The organism is Nonomuraea gerenzanensis (assembly GCF_020215645.1).
GTDB lineage: Bacteria > Actinomycetota > Actinomycetes > Streptosporangiales > Streptosporangiaceae > Nonomuraea > Nonomuraea gerenzanensis.
In genome coordinates this window covers 892,906-910,938 of record NZ_CP084058.1, presented here as the reverse complement: position 1 = coordinate 910,938, position 18,033 = coordinate 892,906, and the positions used below count along the sequence as shown (strand labels likewise).

Annotated in this window: 13 protein-coding genes; 2 read left to right on the top strand and 11 right to left on the bottom strand. The window is 67.0% G+C overall.

Translation table 11 applies throughout. The features are described 5' to 3' along the window. Positions 1-4: 4 nt before the first annotated feature. The 9 genes from rplB to rpsL all read right to left on the bottom strand — a co-directional run bounded on the left by rplB (position 5) and on the right by rpsL (position 7,459). Positions 5-841 (bottom strand): 50S ribosomal protein L2, encoded by an 837-nt coding sequence (gene rplB / locus LCN96_RS04710; protein ID WP_043623439.1) that lies wholly within the window; start codon positions 839-841, stop codon positions 5-7. A gap of 104 nt (positions 842-945) precedes the next feature. Next, positions 946-1,248, bottom strand: a complete 303-nt coding sequence (gene rplW, locus LCN96_RS04705) for a 50S ribosomal protein L23 (protein ID WP_080043238.1) — start codon at positions 1,246-1,248, stop codon at positions 946-948. Further along, entirely contained in the window at positions 1,248-1,895 is a 648-nt protein-coding gene (gene rplD, locus LCN96_RS04700; protein ID WP_185110308.1) for a 50S ribosomal protein L4, read from the bottom strand. Before rplD ends, rplW begins: the two co-directional genes overlap by 1 nt. Then, complete coding sequence (gene rplC, locus LCN96_RS04695) at positions 1,892-2,545, bottom strand: 50S ribosomal protein L3 (RefSeq protein WP_225271349.1); 654 nt, start codon at positions 2,543-2,545, stop codon at positions 1,892-1,894. The genes rplD and rplC overlap by 4 nt, the downstream gene beginning before the upstream one ends. A 14-nt stretch (positions 2,546-2,559) precedes the next feature. Continuing rightward, complete coding sequence (rpsJ, locus tag LCN96_RS04690; RefSeq protein ID WP_012887830.1) at positions 2,560-2,868, bottom strand: 30S ribosomal protein S10; 309 nt, start codon at positions 2,866-2,868, stop codon at positions 2,560-2,562. A 266-nt stretch (positions 2,869-3,134) separates the two neighbouring features. Beyond that, entirely contained in the window at positions 3,135-4,328 is a 1,194-nt protein-coding gene (tuf, locus tag LCN96_RS04685; RefSeq protein WP_043623429.1) for an elongation factor Tu, read from the bottom strand. A gap of 150 nt (positions 4,329-4,478) precedes the next feature. Further along, positions 4,479-6,527, bottom strand: coding sequence for an elongation factor G (fusA, locus tag LCN96_RS04680; protein ID WP_311132212.1), 2,049 nt, complete (start codon positions 6,525-6,527; stop codon positions 4,479-4,481). Between the two features lie 84 nt (positions 6,528-6,611). After that, entirely contained in the window at positions 6,612-7,082 is a 471-nt protein-coding gene (gene rpsG / locus LCN96_RS04675) for a 30S ribosomal protein S7 (RefSeq protein ID WP_043623423.1), read from the bottom strand. A 2-nt stretch (positions 7,083-7,084) separates the two neighbouring features. After that, positions 7,085-7,459 (bottom strand): 30S ribosomal protein S12, encoded by a 375-nt coding sequence (gene rpsL / locus LCN96_RS04670; protein ID WP_043623420.1) that lies wholly within the window; start codon positions 7,457-7,459, stop codon positions 7,085-7,087. A gap of 521 nt (positions 7,460-7,980) precedes the next feature. Here rpsL and LCN96_RS04665 point away from each other — a divergent pair. Together LCN96_RS04665 and LCN96_RS04660 are read left to right on the top strand one after the other, a co-directional pair. Next, positions 7,981-9,876 (top strand): FHA domain-containing protein, encoded by a 1,896-nt coding sequence (locus tag LCN96_RS04665; RefSeq protein WP_225271347.1) that lies wholly within the window; start codon positions 7,981-7,983, stop codon positions 9,874-9,876. Further along, positions 9,873-10,232, top strand: a complete 360-nt coding sequence (locus LCN96_RS04660) for a hypothetical protein (protein WP_225271346.1) — start codon at positions 9,873-9,875, stop codon at positions 10,230-10,232. Before LCN96_RS04665 ends, LCN96_RS04660 begins: the two co-directional genes overlap by 4 nt. Before the next feature lie 189 nt (positions 10,233-10,421). Here LCN96_RS04660 and LCN96_RS04655 read toward each other — a convergent pair whose 3' ends face one another. Then, positions 10,422-14,297 carry a DNA-directed RNA polymerase subunit beta' gene (locus tag LCN96_RS04655; protein WP_225271345.1) on the bottom strand — a complete coding sequence of 1,292 codons (3,876 nt, stop codon included), beginning with the start codon at positions 14,295-14,297 and terminating at the stop codon, positions 10,422-10,424. Positions 14,298-14,314: 17 nt separating this feature from the next. Then, a complete protein-coding gene (gene rpoB / locus LCN96_RS04650; protein ID WP_225271344.1) occupies positions 14,315-17,785 on the bottom strand; it encodes a DNA-directed RNA polymerase subunit beta in 3,471 nt (1,156 codons plus the stop codon). Positions 17,786-18,033: the final 248 nt, after the last annotated feature.

The following is an 18,033-nucleotide window of genomic DNA, read 5'->3' as shown; positions in this document are numbered from 1 at the left end:
GCTCCTACCGCTTCTTCCTCTTGGACCGACGGCGGATGATCAGCCTGTCGCTGGCCTTGTTCGCCTGACGGGTACGGCCCTCGGGCTTGCCCTTGGGGTTCACCGGGTGACGACCACCGGAGGTCTTACCCTCACCACCACCGTGCGGGTGGTCGACGGGGTTCATCGCGACACCGCGGACGGTCGGGCGCTTGCCCTTCCACCGCATACGGCCGGCCTTGCCCCAGTTGATGTTGGCCTGCTCGGCGTTGCCGACCTGACCCACCGTGGCGCGGCACCGCACGTCCACCATGCGCATCTCACCGGACGGCATACGCAGCGTGGCGTAGGTGCCCTCCTTGGCGAGCAGCTGGATCTGAGCGCCCGCGGAGCGGCCGAGCTTGGCGCCCCCGCCCGGACGGAGCTCCACCGCGTGGATGAAGGTACCGGTCGGGATGTTGCGCAGCGGCAGGCAGTTGCCCGGCTTGATGTCGGCGGCGGGACCGTTCTCGATCCTGTCGCCCTGCTTGAGGCCGGTCGGCGCGATGATGTAGCGCTTCTCGCCGTCGGCGTAGTGGAGCAGGGCGATGTTGGCGGTGCGGTTGGGGTCGTACTCGATGTGAGCGACCTTGGCCGGGATGCCGTCCTTGTCGTGCCTGCGGAAGTCGATGATCCGGTAGGCGCGCTTGTGACCGCCGCCCTGGTGGCGAGCGGTGACCCGGCCGTGTACGTTGCGGCCGCCCTTGCTGTGAAGGGGCGCAAGCAGCGACTTCTCGGGGGTGCTGCGGGTGATCTCGGAGAAGTCCGAGACACTCGATCCGCGGCGACCCGGAGTCGTCGGCTTGTATTTACGGATGCCCATCTTTTTCGTTCATCCTTCGTCGGTTACATGGGTGAGCCCGCCGCACCGAAATGCGACGGTCTCACCCCGCGGGCCCTCGGGGAGCCCACTCACTTCTATGGCTGCTAGCCGATCTGACCGAAGATGTCGATCCGATCGCCCTCGACCAGGCTCACGATCGCGCGCTTGGTGTCGGGACGCTTGCCGTAACCGGTACGGGTGCGCTTGCGCTTGCCCTGCCGGTTGATCGTGTTCACGCTGGTGACCTTGACCCCGAAGATCTGCTCAACGGCGATCTTGACCTGGGTCTTGTTCGCGGTCTTCTTCACCAGGAACGTGTACTTGTTGTTCTCGTCGATCAGGCCGTAGCTCTTCTCAGAGACGACCGGCTTGATGATGATGTCGCGCGGGTCGGCGATCTTCTCCATCAGGCGTCTTCCTTCCCGCCACTCAGCCGCGCCACGACCTGGTCGTACGCCTCCTGGGTGAAGACCACGTCGTCGTGCACGAGCACGTCGTAGGTGTTGAGCTGCCCGGCGTCCAGCAGGTGGACCTCGGGAGCGTTGCGCAGGCTCAGCCAGGTCAGCTCGTCGTCGCTGTCGACCACGACCAGGACGCGGGCGGACTGGGTGACCTTGCGCAGGGCCTCGAGCGCGGCCTTGGTCTTGGGCGTCTCGCCCGAGACCAGCGAGCTCACCACGTGCACGCGGTTGCCGCTCGCCCGGTCCGACAGGGCGCCACGCAGGGCGGCGGCCTTCATCTTCTTGGGCGTGCGCTGCGAGTAGTCGCGCGGCACGGGGCCGTGGACGGTGCCACCGCCGGTGAACTGCGGCGCACGGGTCGAACCCTGGCGGGCGCGGCCGGTGCCCTTCTGGCGGTACGGCTTCTTGCCACCGCCGGAGACCTCACCACGGGTCTTGGCCTTGTGGGTGCCCTGCCGGCGAGCGGCGAGCTGGGCCACGACCACCTGGTGGATCAGCGGAACGTTGACCTTGGCGCCGAAGATGTCTTCGGGCAGGTCAACCGTGCCGGCCTTCGCGCCGCTGGCGTCGAGGACGTCAATAGTGGTGCTCACTTGGCAGCCCCCTTCTTGGCAGCGGTACGGACGAGGACCAGGCTGCCGTTGGCGCCGGGGATCGCACCCTTGATCAGGATGAGGCCCTTCTCGGCGTCCACGGCGTGAACCTTGAGGCTCTGCACAGTGGTGCGGACGTTACCCATCCGGCCAGCCATGCGCAGACCCTTGAAAACGCGGCCCGGGGTGGCGCAGCCACCGATGGAACCCGGCGAACGGTGCTTGCGCTGCGTACCGTGCGACGCGCCCAGACCACCGAAGCCGTGCCGCTTCATGACACCGGCGAAGCCCTTGCCCTTGCTCTTGCCCGTCACGTCGACGAACTGGCCGGCCTCGAAGGTGTCGGCCAGCAGCTCCTGGCCCAGGGTGTAGTCGCTCGCGTCGTCGGTGCGGATCTCCGCGAAGTAACGGCGCGGGGTGATGTCGTGCTTACGCAGGTAGTCGCCGAGCGGCTTGTTGACCTTCCGGGGGTCGACCTGCCCGAAGCCGAGCTGGATGGCGGAGTAGCCGTCCTTGTCAGCAGTGCGGACGCGGGTCACCACGCACGGACCGGCCTCGACCACGGTGACCGGAACGAGCCGGTTGTCCGCGTCGAAGACCTGGGTCATGCCGAGCTTCTTGCCCAGGACGCCCTTGATCGTCTTAGCCATGTCAGTGCGTTCCCTCAGAGCTTGATCGAAATGTCGACACCCGCGGGGAGGTCGAGCCGCATGAGCGAGTCAACCGTCTTGGGGGTCGGGTCGATGATGTCAATCAGCCGCTTGTGCGTGCGCATCTCGAAGTGCTCGCGGCTGTCCTTGTACTTGTGCGGCGAGCGGATGACGCAGTACACGTTCTTCTCGGTCGGCAGCGGCACCGGGCCCGCGACCTTCGCGCCAGTCCGCGTCACCGTCTCGACGATCTTCTTGGCCGAGCTGTCGATGACCTCGTGGTCATAGGCCTTGAGCCGAATGCGGATCTTCTGTCCCGCCATAGTGGCCTCGGTGTCCTTCGCTGTCGTCTGAAAAAGTATCGTGCGGCCTGTGCCGCTGTGTGTTCATGCAGGTGCAACCCCGCATTAACCCCACGAGGCAGACGTAGTCGATCTGCCTTTTCTTCCGTGATCCGGCAGTGACTTCGGTCACTCGCCTTCGCTCGTTGGCCGAAGCGACTGCTGGATCACGGCGCCTTGCATGGGGCCCTACGCGGTGCGGCGGCCGGCCCGAAGGTTCGGGGCCGACCGCCGCCCCGACGGTCCAGCTACTTGATGATCTTCGTGACCCGACCGGCGCCGACGGTGCGGCCACCCTCACGGATCGCGAACTTGAGGCCTTCCTCCATGGCGATGGGCTGGATCAGCTCAACGCGCATCTCGGTGTTGTCGCCCGGCATGACCATCTCGGTGCCCTCGGGGAGGTTCACAACGCCGGTCACGTCAGTCGTACGGAAGTAGAACTGAGGACGGTAGTTGTTGAAGAACGGCGTGTGGCGGCCGCCCTCGTCCTTGGACAGGATGTAGACCTGGCCGGTGAACTCGGTGTGCGGGGTCGTCGTGCCCGGCTTGATGATGCACTGGCCGCGCTCGACGTCGTCGCGCTTGATGCCGCGGAGCAGCAGGGCGGCGTTGTCGCCCGCGTGACCCTCGTCGAGCATCTTGTTGAACATCTCGATGCTGGTGACGGTGGTCGTGGTCTTCTCCGGCTTGATGCCGATGATGTCGACCTGCTCGTTGACCTTGACGATGCCGCGCTCGATACGGCCGGTGACGACGGTGCCGCGACCGGTGATCGAGAAGACGTCCTCGACCGGCATGAGGAACGGCTTCTCCGTCTCACGCGGGGGCTCGGGGACGTTCTCGTCGACGGCGTTCATCAGCTCGATGATGCTGTCGGCCCACTTCTCGTCGCCCTCGAGAGCCTTGAGCGCGGAGACGCGGACGACCGGCAGGTCGTCGCCGGGGAACTCCTGAGCGGACAGGAGCTCGCGGACCTCGAGCTCGACGAGCTCCAGGATCTCCTCGTCGTCCACCATGTCGGACTTGTTCAGAGCCACGACGATGTAGGGAACGCCGACCTGGCGGGCCAGGAGGACGTGCTCCTTCGTCTGCGGCATCGGGCCGTCGGTGGCGGCGACCACGAGGATGGCGCCGTCCATCTGGGCGGCACCGGTGATCATGTTCTTGACGTAGTCGGCGTGACCCGGGCAGTCAACGTGCGCGTAGTGACGCTTCTCCGTCTGGTACTCGACGTGCGCGATGGAGATCGTGATACCACGAGCCTTCTCCTCGGGCGCCTTGTCGATCTTGTCGAACGGGGTCGCCTTGTTCAGCTCGGGGTAACGGTCGTGGAGCACCTTGGTGATCGCCGCGGTCAGCGTGGTCTTGCCGTGGTCGATGTGCCCAATGGTGCCGATGTTCATGTGCGGCTTGGTCCGCTCGAACTTGGCCTTAGCCACTGGTTCTCTCCTTGAGAATCTGACTGACTTTCGTCTACACACTCGGGCCCGGGAACTCCCGAACCCCTTGGCGGCGGGGTGGCTCTCACCACCCCACCAGGGACCAGGACAGAAGTCCCGGTCCGATCCCTCGCGGGATCGGACTGGAAACTACTCGCCCCGGGCCTTCGCGACGATCTCCTTGGCGATGCCCGGAGGCACCTCCGCGTAGGAGTCGAACTGCATGCTGTAGCTCGCGCGCCCCTGCGTCTTGCTACGCAGGTCACCCACGTAGCCGAACATCTCAGACAGCGGCACGAGCGCCTGGACGACCTTGGCACCGGCCCGGTCGTCCATCGCCTGGATCTGCCCGCGGCGACCGTTGAGGTCACCGATGACGTCACCCATGTAGTCCTCGGGCGTGGTCACCTCGACGGCCATCATCGGCTCGAGGAGCACGGCGTCCGCCTTGCGCGCGGCCTCCTTGAAGGCCATCGAACCGGCGATCTTGAACGCCATTTCCGAGGAGTCCACGTCGTGGGCCGCACCGTCGGTCAGCGTAACCTTCACGCCCACCATCGGGTAACCGGCCAGCACGCCGAACTCGGCGGCCTCCTGGGCGCCGGCGTCGACCGACGGGATGTACTCCCTCGGGACGCGGCCACCGGTGACCTTGTTCTCGAACTCGTAGCCGTCGTTGCCTTCGCCCAGCGGCTCGAGGTTGATGATCACCCGCGCGAACTGACCGGAACCACCGGTCTGCTTCTTGTGGGTGTAGTCGATCTTCTCCACCTTGCGGCGGATGGTCTCGCGGTAGGCCACCTGCGGGCGGCCCACGTTCGCCTCGACCTTGAACTCGCGCCGCATGCGGTCGACGAGGATCTCGAGGTGAAGCTCGCCCATGCCCCAGATGACCGTCTGACCGGTCTCCTCGTCACGGCGGACCTGGAAGGACGGGTCCTCCTCGGCCAGCCGCTGGATGGCGGTGGACAGCTTCTCCTGGTCGCCCTTGGTCTTGGGCTCGATGGCGACGTTGATGACCGGAGCCGGGAACGTCATCGACTCGAGCACGACCTGGTTCGACGGGTCGGAGAGGGTGTCACCGGTCGTGGTGTCCTTCAGACCCATGACGGCCACGATCTGACCGGCGATCGCCGACGGGCGCTCCTCGCGCTTGTTGGCGTGCATCTGGTAGATCTTGCCGATCCGCTCCTTCTTGCCCTTCACAGAGTTGATGACCTGTGAACCGGCCTCGAGCGTGCCCGAGTAGATGCGGATGTAGGTGATCTTGCCCAGGTGCGGGTCGCTGGCGATCTTGAAGGCCAGCGCGGAGAACGGCTCGGTCGGGTCCGCGTGACGCTCGATGACCTTCTCCTCGTTACCGACCGCGTGGCCCTTGAAGGCCGGGATGTCGGTCGGCGCGGGGAGGTAGGCGACGATCGCGTCGAGCAGGGGCTGCACGCCCTTGTTCTTGAACGCGGTACCGCACAGGACCGGGTTGATGGCGCTGGACAGCGTCGCGCGGCGGATGGCCGCGACCAGCTGCTCCTCGGTGGGCTCGGTGCCCTCCAGGAAGAGCTCCATCAGCTCGTCGTCGTTCTCGGCGACGGTCTCGACCAGCTTGTCACGCCACTCACGGGCGGCCTCGGCGTGGTCGGCCGGGATGTCGACGGTGTCGTACATCTCGCCCTTGGCAGCCTCGGCGCTCCAGATGAGCCCCTTCATCTTGATGAGGTCGATGACGCCCTTGAAGTCGGCCTCAACACCCCACGGAAGCTGGATGACGGCCGGGGTCGCGCCCAGGCGGCCGATCATCATGTCGACGCAGCGGTGGAACTCCGCGCCGACACGGTCCATCTTGTTGACGAAGCAGATCCGGGGGACGTCGTAGCGGTCAGCCTGACGCCACACCGTCTCCGACTGCGGCTCGACACCGGCCACACCGTCGAACACGGCGACGGCACCGTCGAGGACGCGCAGCGAGCGCTCAACCTCGATGGTGAAGTCGACGTGACCCGGCGTGTCGATGATGTTGATCGTGTGACCGGCCCACTCACAGGTGGTCGCGGCCGACGTGATCGTGATGCCGCGCTCCTGCTCCTGCTCCATCCAGTCCATCGTGGCAGCGCCCTCGTGGACTTCACCGATCTTGTAGTTGATCCCGGTGTAGAACAGGATGCGCTCGGTCGTGGTGGTCTTGCCCGCGTCGATATGGGCCATGATCCCGATGTTTCGGACCTTGGCCAGGTCAAGAGCGGTCTGGGTGGCCACTTCTCTCGCGTCCTCGTCGTCTCGTCGAACCCACTACCAGCGGTAGTGAGCGAAGGCCTTGTTGGACTCGGCCATCTTGTGGGTGTCCTCGCGCTTCTTCACGCTCGCCCCGAGGCCGTTGCTGGCGTCGAGGAGCTCGTTCATGAGGCGCTCGGTCATGGTCTTCTCGCGGCGGGCGCGGGAGTACTGCACCAGCCAGCGCAGGGCCAGGGTGGTGCTGCGCGCGGCGCGCACCTCGACCGGCACCTGGTAGGTCGCGCCACCGACGCGGCGGCTGCGGACCTCGAGGGTCGGCTTGACGTTGTCAAGCGCGCGCTTGAGGGTGACGACCGGGTCGTTACCCGTCTTCTCCCTGCAGCCCTCGAGGGCGCCGTAGACGATCGACTGCGCGATGGAGCGCTTGCCGTCCAGAAGCACCTTGTTGATCAGGGCGGTCACCAGCGGCGAGCTGTAAACCGGGTCAGACATGAGCTGACGACGGCCAGGAGAACCCTTACGAGGCATTGTTAGCTCTTCTCCTTCTTCGCGCCGTAGCGGCTACGGGCCTGCTTGCGGTTGCGGACACCCTGGGTGTCGAGCGAACCGCGGATGATCTTGTAGCGAACACCAGGCAGGTCCTTCACACGACCGCCACGCACGAGCACGATGGAGTGCTCCTGCAGGTTGTGACCCACACCGGGGATGTAGGCCGTGACCTCGATGCCGTTCGTGAGCCGAACGCGGGCCACCTTGCGCAGTGCCGAGTTGGGCTTCTTCGGGGTCGTGGTGTAAACGCGCTGGCACACGCCGCGCCGCTGCGGACTCCCCTTGAGGGCAGGAGTCTTGGTCTTGGCGACCTTGTCCTGCCGGCCCTTGCGGACCAACTGCTGAATAGTGGGCACTGCCACTCCGTTTCGTGCCTTGGCCGGTGTTACGTCATGAGGTCTTGCATTTCGCAGGTACTGCCGGTGTCATGACCTGCTGATTGTTCTTGTCTCGGCGCCCCCGCGCTCGGGCGTGTCGCGCTGTTCACACAGACACGTCCGCGAGGATTACGAGCCAGGAAGCCGTCCCGCGCCCGTAATGAGCGCACGGTCGAGAGCCCGCTAGAAGACGGGCACGATGCTCAAGACTACCCAGGCCCTGGCGACACGTCAAAACGGCGCGACAAGCCCGTAAGCCTTGCCACTCCGGATCGCCGGGGGCCCTTTCATCCAGCCCATCTACAGCTCCGCCGTCCATGATATCGGGCTTCGCGACCATCTTGCGAGCGCTTCGCCGAAGCCCGGGCATCGGAAAGGTGAAGTCCGCAAGACCGTCCCTAGGGTAATCCCTAGGTCACTCCCTGAAGCGTGCTCCTCACCGTACGGATAACGTCGCGTGGCGAATCAGCGAGAGGGGACGACGGACATGTCACAGCTCCTTGACCAGCCGCATCAGGGGCTCGCTCGGCACCCGGACGGAGGCCGCGTTGGCTGAGGCGGCCGGCGGGCCCTGGCCCGGCTCCCACACCTCCCCCTTCGAACTCGTCCTGGTCAAGCCTCGCGAGCTGCGGGGCCTGCGACTGCCCGTCTCGGAGTCACCCACCGAGATCGGCCGCACCTCACCCCTGCGCATCGACTCGGTGGAGATCAGCCGCCGGCACGCCAGGGTCTGGCTGGCGGGCGGGTCGGCCTGGATCGCCGACTGCGACTCCACCAACGGCACCTGGATCGACGGCGCCCGCATCCACCAGCCCGTACGCCTGGCGGTGGGCCAGCGCGTGCGCATGGGCGGCGTGGAGGCCGTGCTGCAGATCCACGGCGGCGGCGTGCCGGACGAGCACCACACCACCTCCGCTCCCCTGCAGCGCCCCACGAACACCACCCGCTACCTGTGCGCGGCCTGCTACCTCGACGAGTCCTTCGCCCGCGAGGTGATCAGCCACACCCTCGGCCACCCCTACCGCGCCATCGCCCCCTCCTACGGGGTGGAGCTGCCGGCGGTGGCCCGGCACGCGCTGGCCGCCGAGCGCCACCGCACGCTCCGCGACGTGCTCCTCCTGCTCATCGCCGCAGCCGCTGTGGGCACCGTGGTGGCCGCCCTGACCGGCGTGCTGCCGGAGCTGGACGCCCTCGAAGCCCTGGACGACCTGGACGACCTGAGCGGCCCGGAGGACCTGCCCGGCCTCGGCGTCCTGGCCCTGCTGCCCTTGAGCCTGGCCTGGCTGGTGGTGGCCGCGCACCTCTTCCACACCAGGGTCGTCGTCCTGGGCAGGCGCCTGTCCAGCGGCCGGTTCACCGCAGGCGCCGCCCCCGGCGCGTACGGCCCGCGCGCCAGGCGCCAGGTCCGCCGCCTGGTCCAGGCCCAGCACGGCAACGTCATGGTCTTCTCCGGCTACCGGCCCTTCGTCGGCAGCGGCGTGGAGTACCACGGCTGGTCGTTCGCCATCGACATCACCAAGCCCGCGCACAAGGACCGGCCGCCCCGCCCCTTCCACTCCGACGACGTGCACGCCCACCTCGCGCGGGAGGTGGCCGCCACCGGCCTGCCGAACCTCCGGCTCACCGAGCGCCTGTTCATCAACGGCGTCGACATCAACCACGCCCCCGACCTGTTACCGGACCCCCTGGCCCCGCCGCTGGTCACGACGGACGCCGAGCTGCTGCGCGCCGTCTCGCGCACCCCCGAGTCCTCGGCCCGTGTCTACCTCTGCGTGGAGGTGCTCGGCTGGGGCGGCCAGCTGATCGTCACCATCTTCATCAGGGCGATCAGGCTGCGCGGCTCCCTGTTCATGGAGGGCAGCACCTACATGCTCTTCCCGCTGGCGCGCGAGTACTCCGAGGTGGACCGCGTCTCCTCCGACCCGCTGACGGGCCTGGCCGTCGCAATCGGCGAGGGCGCGGCAAGGACGATCCCCCTGCTGCTCACCGCCCCCTTCCGCCTCGCCGGGCGCTGGGCCAGGGGCGCGGCCCTGCGCCGCCAGGAACGCGACGACCGCACGGTCATCCAGAACCGGGGCCTGTACGACTACGGCGCGCTCATCAGCGTGCGGGAGCTGGCGATGGGCGACGACCTGCGCCGCTTCTTCATCGAACGGGACGTGGAGATGTTCGACCAGGTCGTGCACGAGGCGGTGTTCAAGGCCGTCAGCCGGTTCCTGTCCGACCACGGCATCGACACCGGCGAGGTGACCGAGCGCATCACCCAGATCACCCACAACAAGATCGACGCCCGCGGCTCGAACTTCGGCAACGCCCCAGGCTCCAACTTCGGCAACGCGCCCGGCTCCAGCTTCCGAGGCAGCACCGGCCCCGCCCAGAAAGGCGAGAAACCATGACCCAGCACGAAGGCGTCAACTACGGCGGCACCAACTACGGCAACGCCCCAGGCTCCAACTTCGGCCACGCCCCCGGCTCCCACTTCCACGGCGTCGTCGGCACCGGCGCCCAGCAGGAGGAGCTGCGCCGGCTCATCGACCAGCTGCTGTCCGTCGTCGCCCGCCACCAGAACGAGCTGGCCGACCCCCAGGGCGCGGGCACCGCGGTCGAGCTGCTGCGGGAGGAGACGGCGGGCGAACAGCGCCCGAACCGCCTCATGGGCTTCCTCGCCATGCTGACGGCCTCCGCCGGCGGGGTGACGGCGATCAGCGAAGCGGCCACCAAGGTCAGGGAACTGCTCACGGGCATGCTCTGACCACGCCACCTGCCCGCGGTGCGCCGTGACGGCGGCCAGCCGCTGAAGGGCTCAGAGGCGTCTCCCTGGAGGGCCCTCAGCCACGTGCGGCGGGTGGGGTGGGGATGGCCTGCCGTAAGACCACGAGGTCCGCAACGCGACGCGCCCGGGCCTCTCTGACGAGAGACCCGGGCGCGGCACCTGGAGCGATTAACGGTTGTACTGGCCGAAGTCGTACTCCTCCAGCGGGACGGCCTCGCCGCTGCCCGTGCCGAAGGTGTAGTCGGCGGCCGAGCCGTCGTACCCGCCGACGGTGTACATGGCGGCCTTGGCCTCCTCGGTCGGCTCGACCCGGATGTTGCGGTACTGCGGCATGCCGGTACCGGCCGGGATGAGCTTACCGATGATGACGTTCTCCTTCAGGCCCAGCAGCGAGTCGGACTTGGCGTGGATCGCCGCGTCCGTCAGCACCCTGGTCGTCTCCTGGAAGGAGGCCGCCGACAGCCACGACTCGGTGGCCAGCGACGCCTTCGTGATGCCCATGAGCACCGGACGGCCGGCGGCGGGCGAGCCACCCTCGGCCACGGTCTCGCGGTTCATCTGCTCGAAGCGCGGACGCTCCACCAGCTCGCCGGGCAGCAGGTCGGTGTCACCGGACTCCAGCACGTTCACGCGCTTGAGCATCTGCCGCACGATGATCTCGATGTGCTTGTCGTGGATCGACACACCCTGCGAGCGGTAGACCTGCTGGACCTCCGCCACCAGGTGCAGCTGCACGGCCCGCGGGCCGAGGATGCGCAGCACCTCGTTCGGGTTGACGGCACCGGCGACGAGCTGCTGACCGACCGAGACGCGCTGCCCCTCCTGCACGAGCAGGCGCGAGCGCATCGAGACCGGGTAGGCGATCTCCTCGGAGCCGTCGTCCGGGGTGATGACGATCTTCCTGGTCTTGTCGGTCTCGTCGATGCGGACCCGGCCCTCGGCCTCGGAGATCGGGGCGACACCCTTGGGGATGCGCGCCTCGAAGAGCTCCGTGACACGGGGCAGACCGTGGGTGATGTCGGCACCGGCCACACCACCGGTGTGGAAGGTACGCATCGTCAGCTGCGTGCCGGGCTCACCGATCGACTGGGCGGCGATGATGCCGACCGCCTCGCCGACGTCCACGAGCTTGCCGGTGGCCAGCGAGCGACCGTAGCAGGTCGCGCAGACCCCGATCTTGGCCTCGCAGACGAGCGCGCTGCGGGTGCGGACGGTCTCGACGCCGGCCTCGACCAGCTTCGTCACGTGGAGGTCGTTGATGTCGACCCCCGCCGGGACGATGATCTTGCCGTCGACCTCGACGTCCTCGGCCAGGATGCGGCCGTGCACGTTGGACTCGGCGTTCTCCGCCTTGACCAGGTTGCCCGACGCGTCGCGGTCGGCCACGTGCAGCGGGACCGCGCGGTCGGTGCCGCAGTCGATCTCGCGGACGATGACGTCCTGCGCCACGTCCACCAGACGACGGGTCAGGTAACCCGAGTCGGCGGTACGCAGAGCGGTGTCGGCCAGACCCTTCCGCTGACCGTGGGTGGAGATGAAGTACTCCAGCACCGACAGGCCCTCGCGGAACGAGGCCTTGATCGGCCGCGGGATCGTCTCACCCTTGGTGTTGGACACCAGGCCACGGATGCCGGCGATCTGCCTGACCTGCATCTTGTTACCACGGGCACCGGAGTTGACCATCATCCAGACCGGGTTGGTCGCCGGGAAGGCGTTGACCATGTCGGTCTCGACGTCGGCCGTCGCGTGCGTCCAGATCTCGATGAGCTCCTGACGGCGCTCCTCGTCGGTGATCAGGCCGCGCTCGTACTCGCGCTGGACCTTGTCGGCCCGGCGCTCGTAGTTCTCCATGATGTCCTGCTTGTTGGGCGGCGCGACGACGTCCTCGATCGAGATCGTGACACCGGAGCGGGTCGCCCAGCGGAAGCCGGCGTCCTTGAGCGCGTCGAGCGAGTTGGCGACCTCGATCTTGGGGTAGGTCTCGGCCAGCTCGTTCACGATCGTCGACAGCTGCTTCTTGCCGACCTGGAAGTCGACGAAGGGGTAGCTGTCCGGCAGCGTCTGGTTGAACAGGCACCGCCCGAACGTGGTCTCCAGGCGGATCGGGTCGCCCTGCTCCCAGCCCTCGGGGGCCACCCACTCGCGCGGCGGCAGGACGTCCTTGAGCCGGATCTGGATCTTCGCCTGGATCTCCAGCTCACGGCGGTCGAAGGCCATCTGCGCCTCGGCGATCGAGCCGAACACGCGGCCCTCGCCCAGCGCGCCGTCCTTCTGGGTGGTCAGCCAGTAGAGGCCGATCACCATGTCCTGGGTGGGCATGGTGACGGGCTTGCCGTCGGCCGGCTTGAGGATGTTGTTGGTCGAGAGCATCAGGATGCGCGCCTCGGCCTGGGCCTCAGCCGACAGCGGCAGGTGCACGGCCATCTGGTCGCCGTCGAAGTCCGCGTTGAACGCGGTGCAGACGAGCGGGTGGATCTGGATGGCCTTGCCCTCGACCAGCTGCGGCTCGAACGCCTGGATGCCCAGACGGTGAAGCGTCGGAGCGCGGTTGAGCAGCACCGGGTGCTCGGTGATGACCTCTTCGAGCACGTCCCACACCACGGGGCGGGCGCGCTCGACCATCCGCTTGGCCGACTTGATGTTCTGCGCGTGGTTGAGGTCCACGAGCCGCTTCATCACGAACGGCTTGAACAGCTCCAGCGCCATCTGCTTGGGCAGACCGCACTGGTGCAGCTTGAGCTGCGGGCCGACGACGATGACCGAACGGCCGGAGTAGTCGACTCGCTTGCCCAGCAGGTTCTGGCGGAACCGGCCCTGCTTACCCTTCAGCATGTCGCTGAGGGACTTCAGCGGCCGGTTGCCGGGACCGGTGACCGGGCGACCGCGGCGGCCGTTGTCGAACAGCGCGTCCACGGCCTCCTGCAGCATCCGCTTCTCGTTGTTCACGATGATCTCGGGCGCGCCGAGGTCGAGCAGCCGCTTGAGGCGGTTGTTGCGGTTGATGACCCGGCGGTACAGGTCGTTGAGGTCGGACGTGGCGAACCGGCCACCGTCGAGCTGCACCATCGGCCGCAGGTCCGGCGGGATGACCGGGATGCAGTCGAGCACCATGCCGCGCGGCGAGTTGGTGGTGTTCAGGAACGCCGAGACGACCTTGAGCCGCTTGAGAGCGCGGGCCTTCTTCTGGCCCTTGCCGCTGCGGATCGTCTCGCGCAGGTTCTCGGCCTCGGCGTCGAGGTCGAAGCTGATCAGGCGGTCCTGGATCGCCTGCGCGCCCATGCCGCCCTTGAAGTAGCGGCCGAAGCGGTCGCGCATCTCGCGGTAGAGCAGCTCGTCGCCCTCGAGGTCCTGGACCTTGAGGTTCTTGAAGCGGCTCCAGACCTCGTCGAGCCGGTCCAGCTCACGCTGGGCGCGGTCGCGCAGCTGACGCATCTCGCGCTCGGCGCCCTCGCGGACCTTGCGGCGCTGGTCGCCCTTGGCGCCGGCGGCCTCCAGCTCGGCCAGGTCGGCCTCGAGCTTCTTCTGCCGGGCCTCGACGTCGGCGTCGCGGCGCTGCTCGATGTGCTGCCGCTCGACGGAGATCTTCGCCTCCAGCGAGGGCAGGTCACGCTCACGCATCTCGGTGTCGACATGCGTGATCATGTACGCCGCGAAGTAGATGACCTTCTCCAGGTCCTTCGGGGCCAGGTCGAGCAGGTAGCCCAGGCGCGAGGGAACGCCCTTGAAGTACCAGATGTGCGTGACCGGCGCGGCCAGCTCGATGTGGCCCATCCGCTCACGACGCACCTTGGCGCGCGTCACCTCGACGCCACAGCGCTCACAGATGATGCCCTTGAACCGGACGCGCTTGTACTTACCGCAGTAGCACTCCCAGTCGCGGGTCGGACCGAAGATCTTCTCGCAGAAGAGCCCGTCCTTTTCCGGCTTGAGGGTTCGGTAGTTGATCGTCTCGGGCTTCTTGACCTCGCCGTGCGACCACTGACGGATGTCGTCAGCCGTCGCAAGACCGATCCTGAGCTCGTCGAAGAAGTTGACGTCTAGCATTTTGTGCGATCTCCCCCTCAGACTTCTTCCACGCTGCTCGGCTCACGCCGGGACAGGTCGATACCGAGCTCCTCCGCGGCGCGGAAGACGTCCTCGTCGGTGTCGCGCATCTCGATGGACATGCCGTCGCTGGAGAGCACCTCGACGTTGAGGCACAGCGACTGCATCTCCTTGATGAGCACCTTGAAGGACTCGGGGATGCCCGGCTCGGGAATGTTCTCGCCCTTGACGATGGCCTCGTAGACCTTCACCCGGCCGAGAACGTCGTCGGACTTGATGGTCAGCAGCTCCTGCAGGGCGTAGGCGGCGCCGTACGCCTCCAGCGCCCACACCTCCATCTCACCGAAGCGCTGGCCACCGAACTGGGCCTTACCGCCGAGCGGCTGCTGGGTGATCATGGAGTACGGGCCGGTCGACCGGGCGTGGATCTTGTCGTCGACCAGGTGCAGCAGCTTGAGGATGTAGATGTAGCCGACCGCGATCGGGTACGGGAACGGCTCGCCGGAGCGGCCGTCGAACAGCCGGGCCTTACCGGTCGGCTGCACCATCCGGTCACCGTCACGGTTGGCGATGGTGTTGCCGAGCAGACCGACGATCTCCTCCTCGTGGGCACCGTCGAAGACCGGGGTGGCCATGTTGGTGCGCGGGGCGACCTGCTCGAAGCCCTTGTCACGCAGCCGCTCGGCCCACGCCTCCTGGATGCCCGAGATGTCCCACCCACGCGCGGCGATCCATCCGAGATGGGTCTCCAGCACCTGGCCGACGTTCATCCGGCCGGGCACACCGAGGGGGTTGAGGATGATGTCGACCGGGGTGCCGTCCTCCAGGAACGGCATGTCCTCGACCGGCAGGATCTTGGAGATGACGCCCTTGTTGCCGTGCCGGCCGGCCAGCTTGTCACCGTCGGTGATCTTACGCTTCTGGGCCACGTACACGCGGACCAGCTCGTTCACGCCGGGGGGAAGCTCGTCGCCCTCCTCGCGGCTGAACACGCGGACGGCGATGACCTTGCCCTGCTCACCGTGCGGCACCTTCAGCGAGGTGTCACGGACCTCACGGGCCTTCTCCCCGAAGATGGCGCGCAGCAGCCGCTCCTCCGGGGTCAGCTCGGTCTCACCCTTGGGCGTGACCTTGCCGACCAGGATGTCGCCGGGCACGACCTCGGCGCCGATCCGGATGATGCCGCGCTCGTCGAGGTCGGCCAGGACCTCCTCGGAGACGTTCGGGATGTCCCGGGTGATCTCCTCGGGGCCCAGCTTGGTGTCACGGGCGTCGACCTCGTGCTCCTCGATGTGGATCGAGGACAGGACGTCGTCCTGGACCAGCCGCTGGGACAGGATGATCGCGTCTTCGTAGTTGTGACCCTCCCACGGCATGAACGCCACGAGCAGGTTCTTGCCCAGCGCCATCTCGCCCTGGTCCGTGCAGGGACCGTCGGCGATGACCTGGTTGACCTCCACCCGGTCACCCTCGGCCACGATCGGCTTCTGGTTGAAGCTGGTGCCCTGGTTGGAGCGCTTGAACTTGGCCACCCGGTAGGTGGTGCGGGTGCCGTCGTCGTTCATGACCGTGACGTAGTCGGCGGAGACCTCCTCCACCACGCCGGCCTTCTCGGCGCTGATGACGTCGCCGGCGTCGGTCGCGGCACGGTACTCCATGCCGGTGCCGACCAGCGGCGCCTCGCTCTTCAGCAGCGGCACCGACTGCCTCTGCATGTTGGAGCCCATGAGCGCGCGGTTGGCGTCGTCGTGCTCGAGGAACGGGATCATCGCGGTGGCCACCGACACCATCTGGCGCGGCGACACGTCGATGTAGTCGACCTCCTCGGCCCGCATGAGCTCGGTCTCGCCGCCCTTGGTGCGGACCAGGACGCGAGCCTCGGCGAAGGAGCCGTCGGCGTTGAGCACCGTGTTGGCCTGTGCCTTGACGTAGCGGTCTTCCTCGTCGGCGGTCAGGTAGTCGATCTGGTCGGTCACCTTGCCGTCGACGACCTTGCGGTACGGCGTCTCGACGAAGCCGAAGGCGTTGATCCGGCCGTAGGAGGCCAGCGAGCCGATCAGACCGATGTTGGGGCCTTCAGGCGTCTCGATCGGGCACATCCGGCCATAGTGGGACGGGTGCACGTCTCGAACCTCGAAGCCCGCCCGCTCACGGGACAGACCACCGGGGCCCAGCGCGGACAGACGCCGCTTGTGCGTCAGGCCGGCCAGCGGGTTGGTCTGGTCCATGAACTGCGACAGCTGCGAGGTGCCGAAGAACTCCTTGATCGACGCCACGACCGGGCGGATGTTGATCAGGGTCTGCGGCGTGATGGCCTCGACGTCCTGCGTGGTCATGCGCTCACGCACGACGCGCTCCATACGGGCCAGGCCCAGGCGGACCTGGTTCTGGATGAGCTCGCCGACGCTGCGCAGGCGGCGGTTGCCGAAGTGGTCGATGTCGTCGACCTCGACGATGACCTCACGGTCGTTGGCGCCCGGCATCGACTCCTCGCCCGCGTGCAGGCGGACGATGTACTCGATGGTGGCGACGATGTCCTCTTCGGTCAGCGTGCCCTGGGTGATCTCGGAGTCGACGCCCAGCTTCTTGTTGATCTTGTAGCGACCCACCTTGGCGAGGTCGTACCGCTTGGGGTTGAAGTAGAGGTTCTCCAGCAGGGTCTGCGCCGACTCCTTGGTCGGCGGCTCGCCCGGCCGCAGCTTGCGGTAGATGTCGAGCAGGGCGTCGTCCTGGCCGGCGGTGTGGTCCTTCTCCAGGGTGGCCCGCATCGACTCGTACTGGCCGAAGCGCTCGAGGATCTGGTCGCTGGTCCACCCCAGTGCCTTGAGAAGCACGGTGACGGCCTGCTTGCGCTTGCGGTCGATGCGCACACCGACGCTGTCGCGCTTGTCGATCTCGAACTCCAGCCAGGCACCCCTCGACGGGATGACCTTGCAGCCGTACAGATCCTTGTCGGACGTCTTGTCGACATTGCGTTCGAAGTAGACGCCGGGCGAACGGACCAGCTGGGAGACCACGACACGCTCGGTGCCGTTGATGATGAAGGTGCCCTTCGGCGTCATGAGCGGGAAGTCGCCCATGAACACCGTCTGGCTCTTGATCTCGCCGGTGGTGTTATTGATGAACTCCGCCGTCACGAACATCGGGGCGGAGAAGGTCATGTCCTTCTCTTTGCACTCATCTACGGAGTACTTCGGCGGCTCGAACCGGTGGTCGCGGAACGACAGGGACATGGTCCCCGAGAAGTCCTCGATCGGACTGATCTCTTCGAAGATCTCTTCGAGGCCCGACTGGGTCGGGACGTCCCTGCGCCCGGCCTGACGAGCCGCCTCTACCCGGGCCTTCCACTTCTCGTTTCCGAGCAGCCAGTCGAAAGACTCGGTCTGCAGAGCAAGAAGGTCAGGAACTTCGAGAGGCTCCTGGATACGCGCGAAAGAGACGCGACGGGGACCAGCGGGTACGGCGGAGGCGTTGCGCGAGGCTGCCAACAGATGTCCTTCCGAGGGCTCGCGGCGGACTGACTACACGCACGCCAGACAACCTCGCAACGTGAGCAAGCATCACGGGTCGTCAAAGGGCAGCGCAAAGGGGCAGTGTAGCCGAACGGCACACGCCTGTCCACTTCACCCTCGCTGCATGCTCCACGTTGGTCGCAGCATCGCCCGTTCAGGCGGAAACGTCAAGCCCATGAGCCCGACTTTTAGCCGACTCAGGGCCCCGACGCTGGGTTTTCTCC

Excerpts from the sequence above, each read along its gene's own strand:
- rplB (WP_043623439.1), bottom strand. The coding sequence starts at position 841 with ATGGGCATCCGTAAATACAAGCCGACGACTCCGGGTCGCCGCGGATCG.
- LCN96_RS04660 (WP_225271346.1), top strand. The coding sequence starts at position 9,873 with ATGACCCAGCACGAAGGCGTCAACTACGGCGGCACCAACTACGGCAAC.
- rplC (WP_225271349.1), bottom strand. The coding sequence starts at position 2,545 with ATGGCTAAGACGATCAAGGGCGTCCTGGGCAAGAAGCTCGGCATGACC.
- fusA (WP_311132212.1), bottom strand. The coding sequence starts at position 6,527 with ATGGCCCATATCGACGCGGGCAAGACCACCACGACCGAGCGCATCCTG.
- LCN96_RS04655 (WP_225271345.1), bottom strand. The coding sequence starts at position 14,297 with ATGCTAGACGTCAACTTCTTCGACGAGCTCAGGATCGGTCTTGCGACG.
- rpsG (WP_043623423.1), bottom strand. The coding sequence starts at position 7,082 with ATGCCTCGTAAGGGTTCTCCTGGCCGTCGTCAGCTCATGTCTGACCCG.
- rpsJ (WP_012887830.1), bottom strand. The coding sequence starts at position 2,868 with ATGGCGGGACAGAAGATCCGCATTCGGCTCAAGGCCTATGACCACGAG.
- rplW (WP_080043238.1), bottom strand. The coding sequence starts at position 1,248 with ATGGAGAAGATCGCCGACCCGCGCGACATCATCATCAAGCCGGTCGTC.